The sequence below is a fragment of the Streptomyces sp. NPDC015346 genome (assembly GCF_043078785.1).
In the GTDB taxonomy this organism is placed as follows: Bacteria; Actinomycetota; Actinomycetes; order Streptomycetales; family Streptomycetaceae; genus Streptomyces.
The window spans coordinates 20,710-40,985 of the sequence record NZ_JBIBTW010000005.1 but is presented as its reverse complement, the minus strand read 5'-3'; the positions used below and the strand labels follow the sequence as shown (position 1 = coordinate 40,985).

The window sequence follows — 20,276 nt, the reverse complement described above, 5'->3', positions numbered from 1 at the left end:
TCCCTTCACCCTTTCGGGCGGGCGCTCGGAGTGAACCGGGGAGCGCTCGGGGGCGCGTTGGCCCGGTGTGGTGCCCGGGGTGATCACCCCGACCTAACGTCGACACCATGGCACGCGGTGACCTGGGAACGCTGGTACGGATCTGCGATCCGGCGGGCCGACCGCGCGGAACGGGGTTCGTCGCCGACGACCGGGGGACGGTCGTCACCAGCCACGAGGCCGTCGACGGCCTCGCGAGCCTCGTCCTGCACCCGATGGCGGACCCGCACGACTCCGACGGGCGACGCTTCCGCGCCGGGGCCGACGCCGTCACCGCCCTGCCGGAGTCCGGCCTCGCACTCGTGCGGACCGAAGGGCTCGGTGAGGGGCTCGGCGCGCGTCCGCTGCCCATCACCGCCCGGACGGAGATCGAGCCGGGTACGTACGTACGGATCGCCGCGCACGGCTGGCGGGAGGCGCGGGTCCTGGGCCCCGCGCCGGTCACGTACATCGCCGTCGACCGTCTCCACCCGATCGGCGACGCCCTGGAGCTGGCCATCGGCACCGAGGGGGCCGAGGCGCTGCGGCTCGGCGGGCAGGCTGCGGGCGGGCCCGTCGTGGACCCCGCCACCGGAGCCGTGGTCGCCGTCCTCGCCACCGCGCTGCGGGGCGCGCGCCACGCCGCCGGTTATGCCGTCCCCCTCGCGTCCGTCGGTGCGCTGGACGCCCTGCTGCGGCGCAACGCCGCCACCGTTCCCTGCTACGGGCCGGATCTCAACCTCGCGGGTGTGCTGGAGCTGACCGCCACCTCCACCGGATCGGCCGGCGCCCCCCGCGCCTGGGCCGATCCCGTCGAACGGGACGCGGTCGTACGGGAGTTCGCCGCGTTCGCCGCCGGTGAGGCCAGGGTCCTGGCGCTCGTCGGCGCCCCCGGCACCGGCCGTACGACCGCGCTCGCCGCGCACTGCGCCCGCCGGGCCCTCGGCTCGGCTCCGGCCCCCACGGTCTGGCTGCGCGGCGCCGATCTGCGCGCCGACGACGCATCGGTCGCCGACGCCGTGGGCCGCGCCCTCGGCCAGGCCGGCCGGATCGTCGCCGCTTCCGGGGCGCGCGGTGACGTCACCGCCGCCACGCCGGAACGGGCGGCGGCTCTCGCCCGGGCGGCGGGCCGCCCGCTGCTCGTGATCCTGGACGGCCCGGAGGAGATGCCCCCGCGGCTCGCCCACCGGCTCGCCGCGTGGACGAGGGGAACCGAGCGCTGGCTGGGGGCCCATGGGGTCCGCCTCGTGCTCGGCTGCCGCCCGGAGCACTGGGAGCAGGCGGCCCCGCTCTACAGCCCGGCAGCGCTGCACCGCGGTGCTGAGGTCACGCTCGGGGATCTCTCCGAGGACGAGGCACGGGTGGCGCGCGAGCGGTACGGCCTCGCCGCCACCGACCTGGCCGCCGCCGACGCCCGGCACCCGCTCGCGCTGCGGCTGCTGGCCGAGGTACGGGAGGCGCTACCCGGACAGGTGCCCGGCCGCCCCTCCCGGGAGGAGATCTTCCAGGCGTACGTCGATCTGATGTGTCTGCGGATCGCGGTACGGATCGCCGCCGGCACCCGCCCCCTCGTCCGGGGCCCCGCCGTCCGCCGCCTCGCGGCGCGGGTCGCGGGCCGGGTCCACGAGGCCGCCCGCCGCTGCCTCGGCCCCGGCCAGGGCGAACTGGACCGCGAGTCCTTCGAGGAGATCTTCCCCTGGAGAACGGGCTGGGCCTCCGCCGTCCTGACCGAGGGCCTCATCGCCCCCGCCGGCTCCGGCTACCGCTTCCCCCACGAGGAACTCGCCGACTGGCTCCAGGCCGCCCACCTGGACGTCGACGAGGCCCTGCGCGCCTTGATCCCCCACTGGCCCGGGCCACGCCCGCTGCCGGCCGACCGTTCCGACGAGGGGGCCCCGCGCCGAGCGGCCGGGCTCTCCCGGCTGGAGCCCGGGCGGTCCGGTGACGGCCGGTCCGGTGGCGGGGCCCGACGCCTTGACGCCGAGGCCCCGGCGCACCTGCCCGTGCCCCGGCATCGGATCGGACCGGTGCTGCAAGCCCTGCTCCTCCTGGAGCGGGAGCAGGGGCCCGGTGGGCTCGCGCCGCGGCTCGGGGGACTGGTCGAGGCGCTCGGGGCCGGTGGCACGGACGGCGCGTGGTGGGGCGGGCGCCTGCTCGCCGGGGTGCTGCTGCGGGTCCCCGAGCCGCGGGCCTACCTCCCCGTCCTGCGGCTCCTCGCCGACCGCGTCGCCGCCGAGCCCCGACCGGGGGACGGTGACCCCTTCGCGCCCTTCGGCCCACCCTTCTGGGAGGCCCTCCGCATCGGCGAGGACGAGCGGTTCGATCTGCTGCGGCGGCTGGTGCCCGCCCACGCCACCCCCCGGTTCCTGGACGCCGCCGCCGCCCGGCTCGTCGCCGAGCCCCGTGGCGTACAACCGCTGCTCTGCCGCTGGTTCGGCGACGAGCGGCCACTCGCCGACGCGCCCCACGCGACCGTCGCCACCGCCGCGCAGGCCCTCCTGCACACGCACCGGAACCTGGCCGTCGACGATCTCTGCGAGGCCCTCGTCGCCACCGCCCACCCCCTCGCCGACGGACTCCTCGGCGCCCTCGCCGAGGACGAGCCGTCGGCCGTGTGCCGGGCCGTCGACCGGTGGGCGCACGACGACGGCCGGCCCGAGCGCCGGGCCGCGGCGGTCACCTACGGATGCCTGGTCGCCGGGCACGTGACGACCGGCTCCGACCGCGCCCTCCTGCACTACGCGGCCCTCGCCCTGCTGGCCCGCCCCGGCGACACCGCCCTGCACGGCCCCGCCCTCGACCTCCTGGTGCGCGACCCCCTCACCGGCTCCGAGCACCTCGCCGACCCCCGCGTGCCCACGAGCGCGCTCGCCGCCGCCCTCGCCACCCACCCCGAACCGGTGCTCGCCGCCTTCCGGACCCGGCTCCACGGCGGGCCGGGGGAGGAGGAGGCGGCCGCCATCCTGCGGGCGCTCGCCGAGGTCACCACACCCGCCCTCGCCCGCCGGGCCGCCGCCCTCGTCCGCGCGTACGTCGACCGCCACCCCGAGGGCGCGGCACACGCCGCCGCCTACGTCGACCGCCGCCTCGAAGACGGCCCGGCCGCGCGGGCCGTCCTCTTCCCGCTGGTCACCGCCCTGATCCACGGCCCCTCGCAGGTCCGCACGGCGCTCGCCCCGGTCCTCGCGGCGCCCGGCACCGGCGCCTCCCGGTACCTGCGCGGCGAACTGCTCGACGTACTCCTCGCGTACGAACGTGACGAACGCGATGAGTACGACGAACAGCGTGAGCCGGCCGTCCTCGACGCGCTGCTGCGGGCCGCCGCCCTCGACTGCGAGCGGCGCCCCGAGGTCCGCACCCGGGACGTCGTCCGCCGCACCGGACTCCTCCTCGTCCGCACCCCCGAGGGCGCGACCTGGTTCGACCGACGGCTCGTCGACCTCGCGCGCGAACTCCCCGCGTTCGCCGCCCAGCTGACCGGCTGGCTCGCCGCCGACCCGGACGAATGGGCCGTCGTCGTCGGGCCCAGCACGCTCCGTACCCTTCGGACTCTCGGGAGTTCCATGCCGATGCGAACCGAGCGGCGTGAGCATGGCAGTCTTAGACCTGCGTAATCAGGCGGACAGGCGTACAGACGTACAGGCGGACGAGGAGCGGTCACAGTGCAGCGCTGGCGTGGCTTGGAGGACATCCCCCAGGACTGGGGGCGCAGTGTTGTCACCATCGGCTCCTACGACGGTGTGCACCGCGGGCACCAGCTGATCATCGGACGAGCGGTCGAGCGCGCCCGTGAGCTGGGCGTTCCCGCGGTCGTGGTCACCTTCGACCCACACCCCTCCGAGGTCGTGCGGCCCGGCAGCCACCCGCCGCTGCTCGCCCCGCACCACCGGCGCGCGGAGCTGATGGCGGAGCTGGGCGTGGACGCGGTGCTCGTCCTGCCGTTCACGGCCGAGTTCTCGCAGCTCTCCCCGGCGGAGTTCATCGTGAAGGTGCTCGTCGACAAGCTGCACGCGAAGGTCGTCATCGAGGGCCCCAACTTCCGCTTCGGCCACCGGGCGGCCGGCAATGTCGACTTCCTCGCGGAGCTCGGCGCCACCTACGACTACGAGGTCGAGGTCGTCGACCTCTATGTGAGCGGTACGGCGGGCGGCGGCGAGCCCTTCTCCTCCACGCTCACCCGCCGGCTGGTCGCCGAGGGCGACGTGGAGGGCGCCGCCGAGATCCTCGGCCGGCCGCACCGCGTCGAGGGAATCGTCGTCCGCGGCGCCCAGCGCGGCCGCGAGCTCGGCTTCCCGACGGCCAACGTCGAGACGCTGCCGCACACCGCCATCCCGGCCGACGGCGTGTACGCGGGCTGGCTGACCGCCGCGGGCGAGCGCATGCCCGCCGCGATCTCGGTCGGCACCAACCCGCAGTTCAACGGCACGGAGCGGACGGTCGAGGCGTACGCGATCGACCGCGAGGGGCTCGATCTGTACGGCCTGCACGTCGCCGTCGACTTTCTGGCCTACGTCCGGGGGATGCTGAAGTTCGCCACTCTGGACGACCTTCTCGTGGCGATGGCCGGAGACGTGAAGCGCTGCCGCGAGCTGACCGAGGCGTACGACCGGGAGCACGAGAACCGGGCGCACTAGATCCGACGAGAACCGGGAGCACGAGAACCGGGAGCACGAGAGCCGGGAGTACCACGACCCCCGGAGCTCCGGAACGATCGAGCCCGCCGCGCGGACCGGGGTGGAACCGGCCCACACGGCGGGCTCTCGCCGCTGTCGCCGTCACCAGGTGACGACCAGCTCCTTCGGGCCCCGGATGAGGCCCTTCGACTGGAAGACCACGTCCTCGGGCCGCCCCGCCAGGCGCAGCTCCGGATAGCGGCGCAGCAGGGTCGAGATCATCACCTCGGACTCCATCCGGGTGAGCATCGCCCCCATGCAGTGGTGCGGCCCGTGGCCGAAGGAGACGTGCCCCGTGCCCGTACGGTCGAAGTCGATCTCGTGCGGGTTCTCGAAGACCGACGGGTCCCGGTTGGCCGCGAGGTAGGACGCGTACACCGCCTCACCCGCTCGGATCAACACACCGCCGATCTCGACGTCCTCGGTCGCGATCCGAGGCAGCCCGACGCCGTTGCGGTGCGGGATCCAGCGCAGGAGCTCGTCCACCGCCTGCGGCAGGAGCTCCGGCTCGGACCGGAGCCGGGCCGTCAGATCCGGCCGGGTGAGCAGCAGATACACCATGTTGGCGCTGTTGTTGCGGACCGCGTGCGCGCCGCTGATCAGGATCGCCATGGCCAGTGAGACGGCCTCGTCGATGCTGATCCTGCCCTCGGCCAGGGACTCGGCGAGTTCTCCGGCGAGGTCGTCGCGCGGCTCCGCGCGCCGCTGGTCGAGCAACCGGGTGATGTACCCGTGAATCTGCGCCTTGGCCGCCTTGCTGCTCTCCGGCCCCGGGCCCGAGGACAGGATCAGATCGGGCCAGGAGGCCAGCTCGGCACGGTCCTCCTCGGGGATGCCGAGCAGGTCGCAGACCACCGCCATCGGCAGCGGCCCATGCAGATGCCTCATCAGGTCGGCGGGCCGGCCGGCCTCCTCCATCGCGTCGAGCAGTCGCTCCGTGGTCGCCTGCGCCAACGGACGCAGCCGTTTGGTGCCCTGGCCCGTGAACGCCTTCGTCACGGCCTTGCGCAGCTGGGTGTGGTACGGCGGATCGGCGTAGTTCAGGGCCGCCTTCGAGGCGACCATGTGGCCGGTCATCTTCGTGACCATGCGATCGAGCAGGGCCGTTCGGCTGAATCGCGGATCGGAGGTGACGGCGCGGACGTCCTCGTACCGCGTCACCAGCCACGCCTCGTTCTCGGCGGCGAACGGCAGCCGGATCCGGGCCACCGGCTCTTCGGCGAGAAGCTCGGTCAGCAGAGGGTCGAATTCCAGCGCGGGCAGGTCGTCGACGGCCCAGGTGCGCACGGACCGCGGGGCGTCCGGGGCGTTCGGAGCCGCTGGGGCATCGGGGGCGTTCGGGGCCGCCGGGGCGTCCGGGGCTTCTGGGGCGGAGGTGATCTCGGAGGTCATGAGAGGGCTGTTCCCGGACGGGGGCGGCCCCGATACGCCGGGGGCTCACTGCCCCCTGAACGGAGGACGGCCGCGGGCCGTCCGCGACGACCCTCCGTAGGCCCTTCGTGACGCTCGCGGTTGCGGGCTCCGGTTCACCGGGTGAGTGTGGGCCGCAGTTCACGGTGAACGAGAACGAAGGAGCGCGTGTCGTGGTCACTCTGTGCAAACCCGCGGTGTCCGTACCCGAGTACGTGATCACGAGGGAGGAGACGCTTGCCCTCGCCCGCTCCCTTCATGCCGATCACCCTCAACTTCCGCTGGCGCTGCGGCTGATCGAGAACACCGGGGTCACCCAGCGGCACATCGTCCAGCCCATCGAGGACACGCTGAGACACCCCGGCTTCGAGGAACGCAACGCCCTCTACGAGACCGAGGCGAAGGCCAGGGTCCCGAAGGTCGTCGAGGAGGCCCTGGGCTACGCCGAGCTGCGACCCGCGGACATCGACATGATCGTCTACGTGTCGTGCACGGGGTTCATGATGCCCTCGCTCACCGCGTGGCTCATCAACACCATGGGCTTCCCGAGCCACACCCGGCAGCTGCCGATCGCCCAGCTGGGCTGCGCGGCCGGCGGAGCGGCCATCAACCGGGCGCACGACTTCTGCGTCGCCTACCCCGACGCCAACGTCCTCATCGTCGCCTGCGAGTTCTGCTCCCTCTGCTACCAGCCCACCGACCTCGGCGTCGGCTCCCTGCTCTCCAACGGCCTCTTCGGCGACGCGGTGGCCGCCGCGGTCGTCCGGGGCAGGGGCGGCACCGGCATCGCCCTGGAGCGCAACAACTCCCACCTGGTCCCCGACACCGAGGACTGGATCGCCTACAGCGTCCGGGCCACCGGCTTCCACTTCCTGCTCGACAAGCGGGTGCCGACCACCATGGAGCCGCTGGCTCCGGCGCTCCGCGAGATCGCGGGGTCGCACGGCTGGGACGCCGGTGACCTCGACTTCTACATCATCCACGCCGGCGGCCCCCGCATCCTGGACGACCTCAGCCGCTTCCTGGAGGTGGAGCCGGAGTCCTTCCGGTTCAGCCGCGCCACCCTGACGGAGTACGGGAACATCGCCAGCGCCGTCGTCCTGGACGCGGTGCGCAGGCTCTTCGAGGCGGGCGGACTGCCCGAGGGGGCCCGCGGCATCATCGCCGGCTTCGGCCCCGGCATCACCGCCGAGATGTGCCTGGGGAGATGGACCGCGGCACCCGTCCCCTCCCTGGAATCCGACCTGAACGCCCGTCGGATCGTCGGCTACTCGCCCGCGGCGCACCCCGCGCGCGCCGCCCACTGACCGCTCGTCCCCCTGGCATTTCTCGCCATTTCGCAAAGGAGACCCGCATGTCCGTCACCCCGCCGTCCTTCCGCAGATCCGTGCGTGGCCCGGCCGCGCTCACCGCGCTGCTCGCCGGTGTCGCCGCCGTCACCGTGGCCGGCGCACCCGCCCAGGCGGTGGCCCCGCACAAGGCCCGCGTCCCCATGCACCAGTGCTGGGTCAACGACGTCCCCGCCCCGCCCGGCAACCAGGTCAACGGCACGGCGAAGGACGACCACATCTTCTGCGACAGCGACCTCGAAGGGGTCACCGTCTCGGGAGGCAACGGAAACGACATGATCGAGATCAGGGGACTGGTCATCGACTCCGCCGTGATGGGCGGCGAGGGCGACGACGTCATCCGCGCCAAGCACCTGGTGCCGCAGACCGGCTTCAGCATGGTCCGGGGCAACCGGGGCAACGACGTCATCAAGGTGGCCACCGTGCGCGGCGAGGGGGCGAAGCTGGGCGCCGTCGTCCACGGCGACGACGGCAACGACAAGATCACCACCGGTTCGGTGTCCGGGGCACCCGGACAGTTCAACCGGGGCGGCGGAATCGTCACCGGCAACGACGGCGCCGACACCATCAAGACCGGTGTCATCGACTTCTCCGGCCGGGTCCTCGGCGGCAGCGAGGCCGACACCATCGAGGCCGCCGGGCTCGGCCCCGAGTCCGGCGGACTGATCCAGGCCGGTCCCGGCGACGACAAGATCAGCGGACCGGGCGGATCGATCCTGACGGTCGGCGAGCACTGGGGGAGCGTGGACGCCGGAGTCGGCCGGGACGACTGCAAGGTGAAGTCGGTCTCGACGCGGACGTCCATCAGCTCCTGCGAGATCCTTCCCCCGGCGGACCCCGCAGGCCCGGGAGCCAAGCCCGGCAAGCCCGCCGAACCGGCCCAGGCGTCCGATGCCGCCGAGCCCGCTCAGGCGCCCGACGCCGCACAGCCCGCACAGCCCGCCCAGGCCCCCGGAGCCGCCGAGGTCACCATGCCCGCCGGGGCCGCCCAGGCGATCGAGGCCGCCAAGGCCGCGGCGGCGAAGCACCGGGGCTAGGACCCCACCAGTCCCTGCCCCACCACCCCTTCCCCCACCATCCCTTGGCCCGCCACCCAGTGGCAGGCCGCGTCCCGTGCGCCGCTGCCGCCGGCGAGGATCGGAAGGTCCTCGCCCCGGCAGCGGTCCGCGACCGCCGCCGCCTCGCCCGAGGCGAGAACCTGGCAGCGGGCGTGGAAGCGGCAGCCGGACGGGACGCGGGACGGGTCCGGGGGCTCGCCGGTCAGCACCACCGGCTCGCCCCCGGACTCGGGAAGAACCGACAGCAGCGCCCGCGTGTACGGGTGCTGAGGAGACGTCAGTACGGACTCCACCGTCCCGGTCTCCACGATCCGCCCCAGGTACATCACCGCCACCCGGTCCGCGATGTTCCAGGCGAGACCCAGATCGTGCGTCACGACCAGCGCGGACAACCCCAGTTCGTCCCGCAGACGCAGCAGCAGCGCCAGGATCTCCCCCCGTACCGACGCGTCCAGCGAGGCCACCGGCTCGTCCGCCACGATCAGTTCCGGCTGGAGGACCAGGGCCCCCGCGATCACGACCCGCTGGCGCTGCCCGCCGGACAGCTCGTGCGGATAGCGGAGGAAGAAACGCTCCGGCGGACGCAGACCGGCGCGGGACAGCGCCTCCGCGACCGCCGCCCGCTCGTCCCCGTCGTACCCGTGGATCCGCAGCCCCTCCGCCACCGCGTCGTAAACCGTGTGACGCGGGTTCAGGGAGCCGCTCGGGTCCTGGAGGACCAGCTGGGCCCGCTTCCGGTACGCCTTCAGGGCGCGGGAGCTGTACGAGAGCGGCTCACCGGCGAAGGTGATGCCTCCGGACGTGGGCGGCACCAGGCCGAGCAGCGCACGGGCCAGCGTCGTCTTGCCGCACCCCGACTCGCCGACCAGCGCCACGATCTCGCCCGCGCCGATGTCCAGGTCGACCCCGTCCACCGCCCGCGCGGGCGGCGCGCCCCGCCGCCCCGGGAAGGTGACGCGCAGACCGGTCGCCGACAACAGCGGCCCGGCCGGCTCGCCGACAGTGGACGACGCCGCGGAAGCCGCCGCGACAGCACCCTCCCGCGGGGCCGCGCCCGACCCGGACGTGCCAGAAGGAGCCGCTCCCGACGGAGAACCGGCCGGTGCGGACCCTCCTGACGCGGACCCTCCTGACGCGGACGCTCCCGACGGAGACGCGCCCGACCCGGACGCGTCCGGCTGCAACGGGTTCATGAGCCACTCCCGACGTGTACGCAGGCCGCGCGGCGCCCCGCGCCCGCCTCCCGCAGTTCCTGGTCCTGCTCGCCGCAGACCTCCACCGCCACCGGGCAGCGCGGGTGGAACGCACAGCCGCCCGGCAGATCCGCCGGATCCGGCGGATCACCCGGCAGCCCCCGCGGCGCCCGCCGGGACGCCGGATCGCCGATCCTCGGGAACGCCGAGGACAGCGCCCGCCCGTACGGATGCTCGGCCGCGTCGTACACCTCCCGCGCCGGCCCCTCCTCCACCACCCGCCCCGCGTACATCACCGCGAGCCGGTCGCAGGTGTCGGCGAGGACGGCCAGGTCGTGGCTGATCATCAGCAGGCTGATGTCGTCGTCGGCCACAAGCCGCTCGATCAGCCGAAGGATCTGCGCCTGGATCATCACGTCGAGCGCGGTGGTCGGCTCGTCCGCCACGATCAGCCGCGGATCGCAGGCGAGCGCCATCGCGATCATCACCCGCTGGCGCTGGCCGCCGGACAGTTCGTGCGGATACGCGGCCGCCCGCGCCGCCGGCAGACCGACCTGCTCCAGGAGCTCCCCGACCCGTCGCCGCGCGGCCGCCGGAGTCACCCGCCCGTGCACGAGCAGCGGCTCGGCGATCTGGTCGCCGATCCGGTGCACCGCGTTGAGCGAGTGCATCGCGCCCTGGAAGACGATCGACGCCCCCGCCCACCGCACCGCCCGCAGCCGCCCCCACTTCATGGTGAGGACGTCCTCCCCGTCGAGCAGGATCTCGCCGGTCAGCCGAGCGGACGCCGGAAGGAGCCGCAGCAGCGCCAGGGCCATCGTCGACTTCCCGCACCCCGACTCGCCCGCCACCCCGAGCTTCTGCCCCGCGCGCAGGGTCAGATCGACGCCCCGTACGGCGGGGACGGCGGACGCCCCCGACCCGTAGGTCACCGTCAGATCGCGGATCTCGAGGAGGCTCACCGCCCCACCCCCAGCTTCGGGTTGAGCACGGACTCGATCGCCCGCCCGCACAGCGTGAACGCGAGCGCGACCAGCGCGATCGCGATCCCGGGCGGCGCCAGGTACCACCAGTGGCCGGAGGAGACCGCGCCCGCCTCCCGGGCGTCCTGGAGCATGCCGCCCCAGGAGACCACCGTCGGGTCGCCGAGGCCCAGGAAGGCGAGCGTCGCCTCGGTCAGGATGGCGGTGGAGATGCCGAGCGTGGTCTGCGCGAGCACCAGCGGCATCACGTTCGGCAGTACGTGCCGGCTCATGATGTGCCCGTGCCCGCCGCCCAGCGCGGTGGCGCGTTCGATGTACGGGCGGGACTCCACCGCGATCGTCTGGGCGCGCACGAGCCGGGCCGTGGTCGGCCAGCTGGTGACGCCGATGGCCAGGATCACCGTCCACATCGACCGGGACATGACGGTCGCGAGGACGATCGCGAGGACCAGCGCGGGCATCACCAGGAACCAGTCGGTGATCCGCATGACGACGGTCGAGAACCAGCCGCCGTAATGGCCCGCGACGATGCCGACGAGTGTGCCGATGGCGACCGAGAGCGCCGCCGCGAGCAGCCCGACGAGCAGCGAGATCCGGGCGCCCCAGATGAGCAGGCCGAGCAGCGAACGCCCGAACTGGTCGGTCCCGAGCGGGAACGTGGCGCTCGGCGACTCCAGGGCCGTGCCGGGCGCGTTCGTCACCGACTGCACGTCGGCGCCGACGAGCAGCGGGGCGGCGAGCGCCAGCAGCGCGATCAGGGCGAGGCCCGCCAGGCCGTAGAGACCGGCACGGTGAGTGCGGTACTGGCGCCAGAAGCGGGTCACCGTACCGCGTCGGCGTTGCCAGGCCAGCGAGGTCGTCATCGGCCCACCCGGGGATCGAGCAGCGGATAGAGAAGGTCGGCGATCAGGTTCATCACGATCATCGCGCCGGCGAAGACCACGAAAAGACCCTGAACGAGCGGCAGGTCGGGCACGCTGAGCGCCTGGTAGAACAGCCCGCCGAGCCCCGGCCAGGAGAACACCGTCTCCACCAGGATCGAACCGGCCGCCACATGCCCCAGGTTGATGAAGACCATGGTCACGGTCGGCAGGAGCGCGTTCGGTACGGCATGCCGGCGCCGTACGACGTCGTCGCGCAGCCCCTTCGCGCGCGCCGTCGTCAGATAGTCGCCGCCCATCTCGTCGAGGAGCGAGGAGCGCATCACGAGCAGGGTCTGCGCGTACCCGACGGCGACCAGGGTGAGGACCGGCAGCACCATGTGATGGGCGACGTCGAGGACGTACGCGAAACCGGTCTCGCCCGCGCCCGACTCCATGCCACCGGTCGGGAAGAGGCCGGGCACCGGTCCGATGCCGACCGCGAAGACGATGATCAGCAGCAGGCCGAGCCAGAAGGAGGGCACCGACCAGAGCGTCAGCGCGACGCCGGTGTTCAGCCGGTCGCCGAGACCGCCGTGGTTCCAGGCCGAGCGGGTGCCGAGCCACAGCCCGAGCGCGGAGTAGAGCAGCACCGCGACGCCGGTCAGCAGCAGCGTCGCGGGCAGCTTCGCCGCGATGAGCTCGCCGACCGGCGCACGGAACTGGTACGACATGCCGAGATCGCCGGTCAGCGCCTTGCCGCAGTAGTCGGTGAACTGCTGCCACATCGGCAGGTCGAGGCCGAACTGCCTGCGCAGTGTGGCCAGTTGCTCGGCCGAGGTCGGGACGCCGTGCGTCATCGCCTTGACCGGGTCGCCGGGGATGATCCGGAAGAGGAAGAAGCTGGTCACGAGCACGGCGAAGAGCGAGACGGCCGCGCCGCCCAGCTTGCCCGCGACATGGCGGAGGTAGGCGGCGGCGGTACCGGTGCGGGAGGCGCCGTCCGTGGCACGGACCGGTGCGGTCCGCGCCACGTCGGCGGTCGTGCTTGCGGTCGTCACGTCACTACTCGCGGTCGTCGGCGGTGGAACGGCGGCGCATGCCGAGGAAGATCCCGAGCCCGACCACGACCACCACGGCCGCTCCGATGCCCACGATCACCCCGGTGGACGATCCGCCGTCCGAGTCGTCGGACGCGGACGCGGCGGGCACGGCCGACCACCAGCTCCAGTAGCCGTCCTGGCCGTAGAGATTGCCGGCCGCGGCCGGCATCGTGGTGATGGACTTGATCTGGTCCGTGCGGTACGCCTCCAGGGCGTTCGGGTAGGCCATGATGTTCATGTACCCGGTGTCGTACAGCCTGGACTGCATCTGCTTGACCAGATCCGCCCGCTTGGCGGCGTCGTACTCCACCGACTGCCGCGCGTAGAGCGCGTCGAACTGCCGGTCGCAGATGAAGTTGTCGGTGGCCCCGGTGTCCTTCGGGGTGGCCGGCAGGGTGCCGCAGGTGTGGATCGACAGGACGTAGTCGGGGTCGGGGTTGACCGACCAGCCGTCGAAGGCGAGGTCGTAGTCGCCCTTCGTCCACGGGTCGCCGACGTTGTCGAGGCACTCGACCTTCAGCCCGATGCCGAGCTTGCCCCACCACTCCTGGAGGTACTTGCCGACGGCCTTGTCGTTCGGGTCGGTGGCGTGGCACAGGATCCGGAAGTCGAGCGGCCTGCCGTCCTTGCCGACCCGCTTGCCGTCGCCGTTCTTCTTGTATCCGGCCTGGTCCAGGAGCTGCGCGGCCTTCGCCGGGTCGTAGCCGAGCTTCTGCCCGGCGCCCGGCTTCCAGAAGTACGCGCCGAAGCGCGGCGGGATGTACCCCTCGCCCTCGACGGCGTGGCCCTGGAAGACCTTCTCCACGATCGTCGTACGGTCCACGGCCAGGAAGAGCGCCTTGCGGACGGCCGGGTCGAGCAGCGCCTTGTGGCCGTTGCCGAAGGCCTTGCCGTCCTTGGCGCGGGCGCCCGGGTTGGTGGCGAGGGCGAAGAAGCGGCGGCCGGGAGCGTCGTTGACCTTGATGTTCTTCGCCGTCTTCAGGGACGCCGCCTGAGCGGGCGTCAGGTTCGGTACGAAGGAGACCTCACCCTTCCGTAGCGCGGCGACGGCGGCGTCACCGTCCTTGTAGTACTTGAAGACCAGCTCGTCGAACTTGGGCGCGCCGCGCCAGAAGTTCTTGTTCGGCTTCAGCTTGATGTACTGGTCGACCTTGAAGTCCGTGACGATGAACGGGCCGTTCCCGACGATCGGGAACTGCTTGTCGTTGTTGAACTTCGAGAAGTCGCCGACCTTCTCCCAGACGTGCTTGGGCACGATCGGCACGTCGAGCGCCGTCATCGTCGCCTGAGGCTTCTTCAGCTCGATGACCAGGGTCCGCGGGTCGGGCGCGGTGACCTTCTTGAAATTGGAGGTGAAGCTGCCGTTGGCGGTGGCGGCGTTCTCGTCCGTCATCATCTTGTTGAAGGTCCAGGCGGCGTCCTCGGCGGTCGCCTGCTTCCCGTCGGACCACTTCGAGTCCGTACGGATGGTGTACGTCCAGGTCAGCTTGTCGGCCGAGGACTTCCACTCGGTCGCGAAGCCCGGGATGGGCCTGGCGTCCCTCGCGTCGTAGTTCGTGAGGTACTCGTAGGCCAACCGGTGGATGCTGGTGGAGACGAGCTTCTGGGCGAGGAAGGGGCTCAGCGAGTCGACGCTCTGCGAGACGGCGACGGTGAGGGTGGTGCCGCCGCCGGACTTGGCGTCGCCCTCGGCGGGCGGGGCCGCCTGGGCGGCCTGCGGGACGGCCACCATGGTGGTGGCGGTGACGCCGGCGGCGAGGAGGAGTCGGAGGAGTCCGCGGGGGGCGACCGGGCGGGGTGGAACCTTCGTGACCATGACCATGGGACGTGACCTCGCGTCGTGGATCTTGGGGCGCCAACTGGTGAAGCGAAGGTTTATCAGCGGTGGCCGAGCGCGTCAACGATGTCACAAACCCCTTGTGGGCTGCGGGAATGCGATGAGGCTCCGCATCGGAGAGCCGATACGGAGCCTCATTGGTCTATTCCTCTGACGCCTTACTGCTGAGGGGCTGGCGGAGGCTGCGGGGGCGCCTGCGGAGGCTGCTGGGGCCATCCGGCCTGAGGAGCGGGAGCCTGCGGATCCGCTTGCGGCGGAACTGGCTGTCCCTGCTGATGCGGCTGCTGGGCGGCCGGCTGCTGCTGCCAGCCCTGCGGCATGCCGGGCTGTCCCGCCTGCTGCGCGTACCCCTGCTGCGGGGGATACGGCTGCGCCTGCGGATACGGCTGCTGTCCGGGCTGCCCGGGCTGTCCGGGCTGGGTGCCGTACGGCTGACCGGGCTGCGGGGCCTGGGGCGCGTAGGGCTGACCCTGCTGTGGCGCGTACGGCTGTCCGGGCTGCGGTGCGTACGGCTGTCCCGGCATGGGCTGTCCGGGGGTCGCCTGGCCGGGCATCGGCGGGGCCATGTGCGGCGGGAGGCCGCCCTGGCCATCACCCGTCCACAGGCCCTGCGCCTGCTGGGCCCGGACGAAGTCCTCGGCGACCATCGCCGACAGGTTGAAGTACGCCTCGCGCGTCTTCGGCCGCATCATGTCGAGGTCGACCTCGGCGCCCGCCGACAGGTGCTCGTCGAACGGCACCACCACGACACCGCGGCAGCGGGTCTGGAAGTGCTGCACGATGTCGTCGACCTTGATCATCTTTCCGGTCTCGCGGACGCCGGAGATGACGGTGATCGAACGCTGCACCAACTCGGCGTACCCGTGGGCGGAGAGCCAGTCGAGCGTCGTCGAAGCGCTGGAGGCGCCGTCCACCGACGGGGTGGAGATGATGATCAGTTGATCGGCGAGATCGAGCACTCCACGCATCGCGCTGTAGAGCAGACCGGTGCCGGAGTCGGTGAGGATGATCGGGTACTGCTTGCCCAGGACGTCGATCGCCCGGCGGTAGTCCTCGTCGTTGAACGTCGTCGAGACGGCCGGGTCCACGTCGTTGGCGATGATCTCCAGACCGGAGGGCGCCTGCGAGGTGAAGCGGCGGATGTCCATGTACGAGTTGAGGTACGGGATCGCCTGGACGAGGTCACGGATGGTGGCCCCGGTCTCGCGCCGCACCCGGCGGCCGAGGGTGCCGGCGTCCGGGTTGGCGTCGATCGCGAGGATCTTGTCCTGACGCTCGGTGGCCAGCGTCGAGCCCAGCGCGGTGGTGGTCGTGGTCTTGCCGACACCGCCCTTGAGGGAGATGACCGCGATCCGGTAGCAGGACAGGACCGGCGTACGGATGAGCTCGAGCTTGCGCTGCCGCTCGGCCTCCTCCTTCTTGCCGCCGAGCTTGAAGCGGGCGGAGGCGCCCGGGTTCCGGCTGGACTTGGCCTTCTGCTTGTTGTTGCGCAGCAGCCGGTCGGAGGAGAGCTCCACGGCCGCGGTGTAACCGAGCGGGGCGCCCGGCACGGAACGCTCACGCTGGTCGTGCGTGACCGCCGTGGGCCAGGCGGCCCCGGTGCGCGGATCGACCGGATGCTGAGGCTGCCCGCCCTGCGGCGGCAGCGGCGCCTGAGGGGGCTGCGCCTGGTGACCGGGGTGCGACGCCTGCCCCGGCACCTGAGCCTGCGGCGTCCCGGGGTGCGGGAAGCCGTACCCGCCCTGGGGCGAACTCTGCGCCGGAGGCTGCGGGAAGCCGTAGCCACCCTGGGGGGCGGGCGCCTGGGGCGCCTGCGGCGTGCCCGGGTGCGGGAAGCCGTACCCGCCATGGGCGGCGGGGGAGTTGGCGTCGGGCGCCTGAGGAGCCTGAGGAGCGGGCGCCGGGGCCTGGGGCGCCCCGGGGTGCGGGAATCCGTAGCCCTGCGCCTGGGCCTGCGCCTGCGGGGGCAGGGGTGCGGGCATCGGCTGTCCCGGCTGCCCCGGCTGGGGGAAGCCGTAACCGCCGGGAGCGGGCTGCGGCGGCACGGGCGCCTGGGCGTCCGGTGTCGCCTGGGCCGGCCACGAGGCGGCGGCGGGGAGCGGCTGGCCCCCCGTCGGCGCAGGGGCGGGCCACTGCGGCGCGGCGGCGGGCGCCGCCGGCTGGAAGGACGGCGGTAGCGGGGGAAGCCCGGCGCCGGCCTGCGGCGCGGCGGGGGCCCATGGCGCGGAGGCGGGAGGCAGGGCCTGCGCCGGTGAGGTCGGCGGAGTGTCCTGGGACGCGGGGGAGGAGGGCTGGGCCTGCGCCGGTGCGGCCGGCGGAGTGTCCTCGGGCGCGGGGGTGGGGACGGCGTCCTCGGGCGCGTCGCCCGAGTCTGCCTCGGTCTCGGCCTGGGCCGAGCCGTCGTCCTCGCCGTCGTCCTCGCTGTCGGTCGCCGAAGGCTCATCCGAGGGATCCGTGGCGGAGGTGTCCGCCACCGTGGACTGCTCGGGCGAGCCGTCGTCCGAAGCGGCCGCGTCATGCGGGTCCTGCTCGGCCACGGCGGGCGTCGCGCTGTCGTCGCCGGAGTCCGTCGAGGTCGTGACCCCGTCGCCCACCGGAGCCTCCCCGGCCGCCGCGGGCGCGCCGTCGGTGCCGGAGTCCACGTCCGTCGAGGACGACGCCGAGGGGAGGGACCCGTCGGCCGGAGCCTCGGGAGCCGCGCCGGAGGCGTCCGCCACCGGAGGCAGTTCCGGCGCGTGTCCGGCACCGGTCGCCGTGAACGTGCCCGCTTCCTGACCGGCGTTCTCCGCCGCCCGCTCCGAGACCTCCGCCATCTCGCGCTTCAGCGTGGCCGGGGAGAAGCGCATGGTCGCGCCGCTCTCCAGGTCGCCGCCCCCGAGCGACCCACCGTCAGCGGGCGCGGCGGCGGCAGCCGACATGGGAGCCGGCGCGGTCGGTACGGCCGGGGCCGGGGCCGGAGCCGACGGCACGGCCGGAGCCGGAGCCCACTCGGGTTCGTAGCCGCTGCCGGCCGGAAGCCCCGGAACGGCGACCGGCGCGCCGCTCGGCGGCGGCGGGGTGGCACCCCCGGCGCTCCCCGAGCCGGACGCGTTCTGCGTGTACCAGGCCGGAGGGGTGTAGTCGATGGTGAACTCACCCGTCATCTCGGCGGGATCCGCGTCGGACTGATCATCGACGGGTGGATTCCAACCCCCGCGGATCTCGTCCCGATCGCCGTTCACTTTGCCTCCTGGTGTGGTCGCGCACCCTTGTGCTGTCGTGGGCGGGCCCTTCCCACCCTAAACGCCAACGGTGTCGGTGGGGCAGGCCCGAGGGTCCGCCCGCGCCTGTCTGCCCGGTCACGTCCCGCCCCCAAGTGACCTACCCGCACCACAGAGTGATCCCCCTGGCCATACGGTGACGATTCCCCCGCGTTCAAATCCGTACATAAATGGACGGACTTGAAAATCTCCGCGCCGCTCAGTCCATCCGGCGCGCGCTGCCCAACAATCCGGTCTCGGCGTCCGTCGCCTGTGTCATCACGAACTGCCGGTCACCCGGCGTGCACCACAGGGTCACCCCGTCGGCCAGCGTCGACAACGCCTCCGACTCCGCGCGCGGAATCCCCATGATGCGGCCGATCTGCGCCGCCTCGTCCGGGGACACCCGCTGCACACCGACGAGGGAGGACTTCTCCAGGAGCCGCGGCGCCACCGGGCTCAGATACGGCAGCAGGGTCACCACCGACTGCCAGGGGCCCGACACGACCCGGCCGCGCGGGGGACGCATGCCGCAGTCCCGCACCACGACCACCGGGCTGCCCGCCGACGCTCCCTGGGGCGGGACCCGGCCGACGTCGTGCAGCGTGATGCACGGCTGCCCGCCGCCCGCGGCCTGCGCGAGCGCAGTCCAGGCCTGCGCCCGGCCGGTCTCGACGGCCACCCGTGCTCCGGTCGCGGCCGCGCGCAGCGCCATGATCTGGGCCGTCCACAACCCGCCGATCAGCGTGACGTCGTACGGCGTCGGGCGGTTGATGCCGAGGACCGCCGGCCGGCCCTCGGCGTCCACGCCGATGACCATGCCGTCGTCGCCCACCGGCAGGCTGAGGGCGCCCAGTTGCTCCAGCGGTACGGAGTGGCGGTCGCGGCGCGGACCGATGAGCCCGAAGCCGAACCGGGGCCGTACGCCCCGCCCCGCACCCCGTCCCGTACCCCGGCCGGAGCCGCCGTGTCGCCCGCCGCCCGCGCCGGACCCGGCACCGGGCGCACCCGCACCAGGGGCCGTATTCGTCCCAGGCCCCACACCAGTCCCGGGCCCCATACCCGTACCCGCGCCCGGACCCGTAGAAGAGAAGGACATCAGCGCGCGCCTCCCAGCGGCAGCGAAGCCAGCATTCCCGGCACCTGTTCGCGGTCCAGCCGCACCAGACCCGTCTTCACCCCGCGTGCCGCGCGCTCCAGTTCGTGCCGCGCCGCGACCAGCTCCTCGTCGCTGCGTCCGGTGATGCGCACATGCCCGGCCACGGTCACCTCCTGACGGTCACCGCCGCTCAGCGTGAGACTGAAGGTCGTCGCGAGCGCCGGGAGCGAGGTGAGCAGCGCGATCAGCTGCGGCATCGACGCCCCGGCCCCGCCCGCGCCGCCCAGCTGCGGCCAGCGCCCCACCCAGTACGTCGTGTGCCGCCGGTCGTCGACCCGCCAGGTCCGCGCGGTCTCCTGCGTCCGCCGGGCCTGCGCCTGGCCGCGGCCCGCCTGCGCGATCGCCATCGGGCTGGCGCAGGTCGAGGTGGCGAGCGCCGCCGTCAGCTCCTGCTCCGTGAGGACGGTCGCCTTGAACCCGGCACCGGCCAGCCGGCTCGCCAACTGGTCCGCCGCCCGCACCACACACTTCTGCGCGCCCTCAAGGCCTCCGCCGCGTGCGGCGACCGCCTCCGGGCACAGCTCCGGGTCCAGCTTCAGCGCCACCCAGGTGATCCGCAGCGCCGGCGAACCCGTCTGCGCCTGCAGCGGCGCGTAGTTGCGCGCGGCCATCGACTGCTCCGGCAGATGCGGGGCGGGCGCGGGCTGCGTGTGCTGCACGATCTGCGCGGACTCCAGGCGGATCCCGTCGACTTCGAGCACGTCCCGCACCAGCGCCACGGGCAGCGGCCGCGCCGAGCGGTCCGGCCGCAGCGCGGTGCTCTCCGACTCGACCCGCACCACCGCCGTCAGGAAGGTGCCGTCGCCGATCATCCCGACCGGGCGGCGGTCGCGGTCGCTGTACGCGTAGGTCCGCAGCGCCGGGTCGCACTCCACGACCGGCGCGAGTCCCGGCTCCGTGCCTTCCGGCAGGACGAGCGAGGCGGCCCGCCGCGTCCGGGCGCGCAGCGCGAAGAACGTCGTGAGCCACTCGGGCATCGAACGACGGTGGCGGCGCACCAGCGCGAGCAGGACGAGCAGGGCCGCGACCACACCGGCCGGAACCAGCAGCAACGGCTCGATGACCCACGCCACGAGCAGCAGCGCGGCCGCGACCTCGATCAGTACGAGCTGTTGCAATCGGAACGATCCGAAGTGCCCCGGACGCGCCTGCAGGCGCGGTGAGACGGCGGACGGAACGGCCGTCGCGGAGTGCGCCGAGGGCGCGGAGGAGGGTGCGGCCGCCGCGGGCCGCGTCCGCGTCGCGGATGCCATCATGGAGAATCCCCCCAATTCGTCCCGATCACCCTGGCCCGCCAGGGCTTTGGCGGCTGGTTCACCCTACCCGCCCCACACACACCACCGGACAGCAGGCATAGTAGGGGGCCGGTCCGACAGCCGGAGCCCGGGTGCCAT

Annotated in this window: 13 protein-coding genes; 4 read left to right on the top strand and 9 right to left on the bottom strand. The window is 73.2% G+C overall.

The annotated features are described in order from the left end of the window. Positions 1 to 107 precede the first annotated feature (107 nt). Together ACF06X_RS19215 and ACF06X_RS19210 are read left to right on the top strand one after the other, a co-directional pair. A complete protein-coding gene (locus ACF06X_RS19215; RefSeq protein ID WP_392288472.1) occupies positions 108 to 3,632 on the top strand; it encodes a trypsin-like peptidase domain-containing protein in 3,525 nt (1,174 codons plus the stop codon). Positions 3,633 to 3,680: 48 nt separating this feature from the next. Next, the gene (locus tag ACF06X_RS19210) at positions 3,681 to 4,652 is read left to right on the top strand and encodes a bifunctional riboflavin kinase/FAD synthetase (RefSeq protein WP_392288471.1); all 972 of its coding nucleotides are present in this window, start codon (positions 3,681 to 3,683) and stop codon (positions 4,650 to 4,652) included. Between the two features lie 141 nt (positions 4,653 to 4,793). Here ACF06X_RS19210 and ACF06X_RS19205 read toward each other — a convergent pair whose 3' ends face one another. Next, complete coding sequence (locus ACF06X_RS19205; RefSeq protein ID WP_392288470.1) at positions 4,794 to 6,083, bottom strand: cytochrome P450; 1,290 nt, start codon at positions 6,081 to 6,083, stop codon at positions 4,794 to 4,796. A gap of 191 nt (positions 6,084 to 6,274) precedes the next feature. Here ACF06X_RS19205 and ACF06X_RS19200 point away from each other — a divergent pair, with 191 nt between their 5' ends. Continuing rightward, positions 6,275 to 7,408, top strand: coding sequence for a type III polyketide synthase (locus ACF06X_RS19200; protein WP_392288469.1), 1,134 nt, complete (start codon positions 6,275 to 6,277; stop codon positions 7,406 to 7,408). A 47-nt stretch (positions 7,409 to 7,455) separates the two neighbouring features. Next, positions 7,456 to 8,487, top strand: coding sequence for a hypothetical protein (locus ACF06X_RS19195; RefSeq protein WP_392288468.1), 1,032 nt, complete (start codon positions 7,456 to 7,458; stop codon positions 8,485 to 8,487). Here ACF06X_RS19195 and ACF06X_RS19190 read toward each other — a convergent pair. The 8 genes from ACF06X_RS19190 to eccE all read right to left on the bottom strand — a co-directional run bounded on the left by ACF06X_RS19190 (position 8,484) and on the right by eccE (position 20,135). Beyond that, a complete protein-coding gene (locus ACF06X_RS19190; protein WP_392288467.1) occupies positions 8,484 to 9,701 on the bottom strand; it encodes an ABC transporter ATP-binding protein in 1,218 nt (405 codons plus the stop codon). The genes ACF06X_RS19195 and ACF06X_RS19190 overlap by 4 nt on opposite strands. Continuing rightward, positions 9,698 to 10,663, bottom strand: coding sequence for an ABC transporter ATP-binding protein (locus tag ACF06X_RS19185; protein WP_392288466.1), 966 nt, complete (start codon positions 10,661 to 10,663; stop codon positions 9,698 to 9,700). Before ACF06X_RS19185 ends, ACF06X_RS19190 begins: the two co-directional genes overlap by 4 nt. Further along, positions 10,660 to 11,547 carry an ABC transporter permease gene (locus ACF06X_RS19180; protein ID WP_392288465.1) on the bottom strand — a complete coding sequence of 296 codons (888 nt, stop codon included), beginning with the start codon at positions 11,545 to 11,547 and terminating at the stop codon, positions 10,660 to 10,662. The genes ACF06X_RS19185 and ACF06X_RS19180 overlap by 4 nt, the downstream gene beginning before the upstream one ends. Next, positions 11,544 to 12,605, bottom strand: coding sequence for an ABC transporter permease (locus tag ACF06X_RS19175; protein ID WP_392288464.1), 1,062 nt, complete (start codon positions 12,603 to 12,605; stop codon positions 11,544 to 11,546). Before ACF06X_RS19175 ends, ACF06X_RS19180 begins: the two co-directional genes overlap by 4 nt. 4 nt (positions 12,606 to 12,609) lie before the next feature. Beyond that, on the bottom strand, positions 12,610 to 14,463 hold the full coding sequence (locus tag ACF06X_RS19170; RefSeq protein ID WP_392289015.1) for an ABC transporter substrate-binding protein: 1,854 nt from the start codon (positions 14,461 to 14,463) through the stop codon (positions 12,610 to 12,612). A gap of 179 nt (positions 14,464 to 14,642) precedes the next feature. Next, positions 14,643 to 17,705 carry an SCO5717 family growth-regulating ATPase gene (locus ACF06X_RS19165; protein ID WP_392288463.1) on the bottom strand — a complete coding sequence of 1,021 codons (3,063 nt, stop codon included), beginning with the start codon at positions 17,703 to 17,705 and terminating at the stop codon, positions 14,643 to 14,645. 238 nt (positions 17,706 to 17,943) lie between these two features. After that, on the bottom strand, positions 17,944 to 18,822 hold the full coding sequence (locus ACF06X_RS19160) for a hypothetical protein (protein WP_392288462.1): 879 nt from the start codon (positions 18,820 to 18,822) through the stop codon (positions 17,944 to 17,946). Next, complete coding sequence (gene eccE / locus ACF06X_RS19155) at positions 18,822 to 20,135, bottom strand: type VII secretion protein EccE (protein WP_392289014.1); 1,314 nt, start codon at positions 20,133 to 20,135, stop codon at positions 18,822 to 18,824. Before eccE ends, ACF06X_RS19160 begins: the two co-directional genes overlap by 1 nt. Between the last annotated feature and the right edge of the window lie 141 nt (positions 20,136 to 20,276).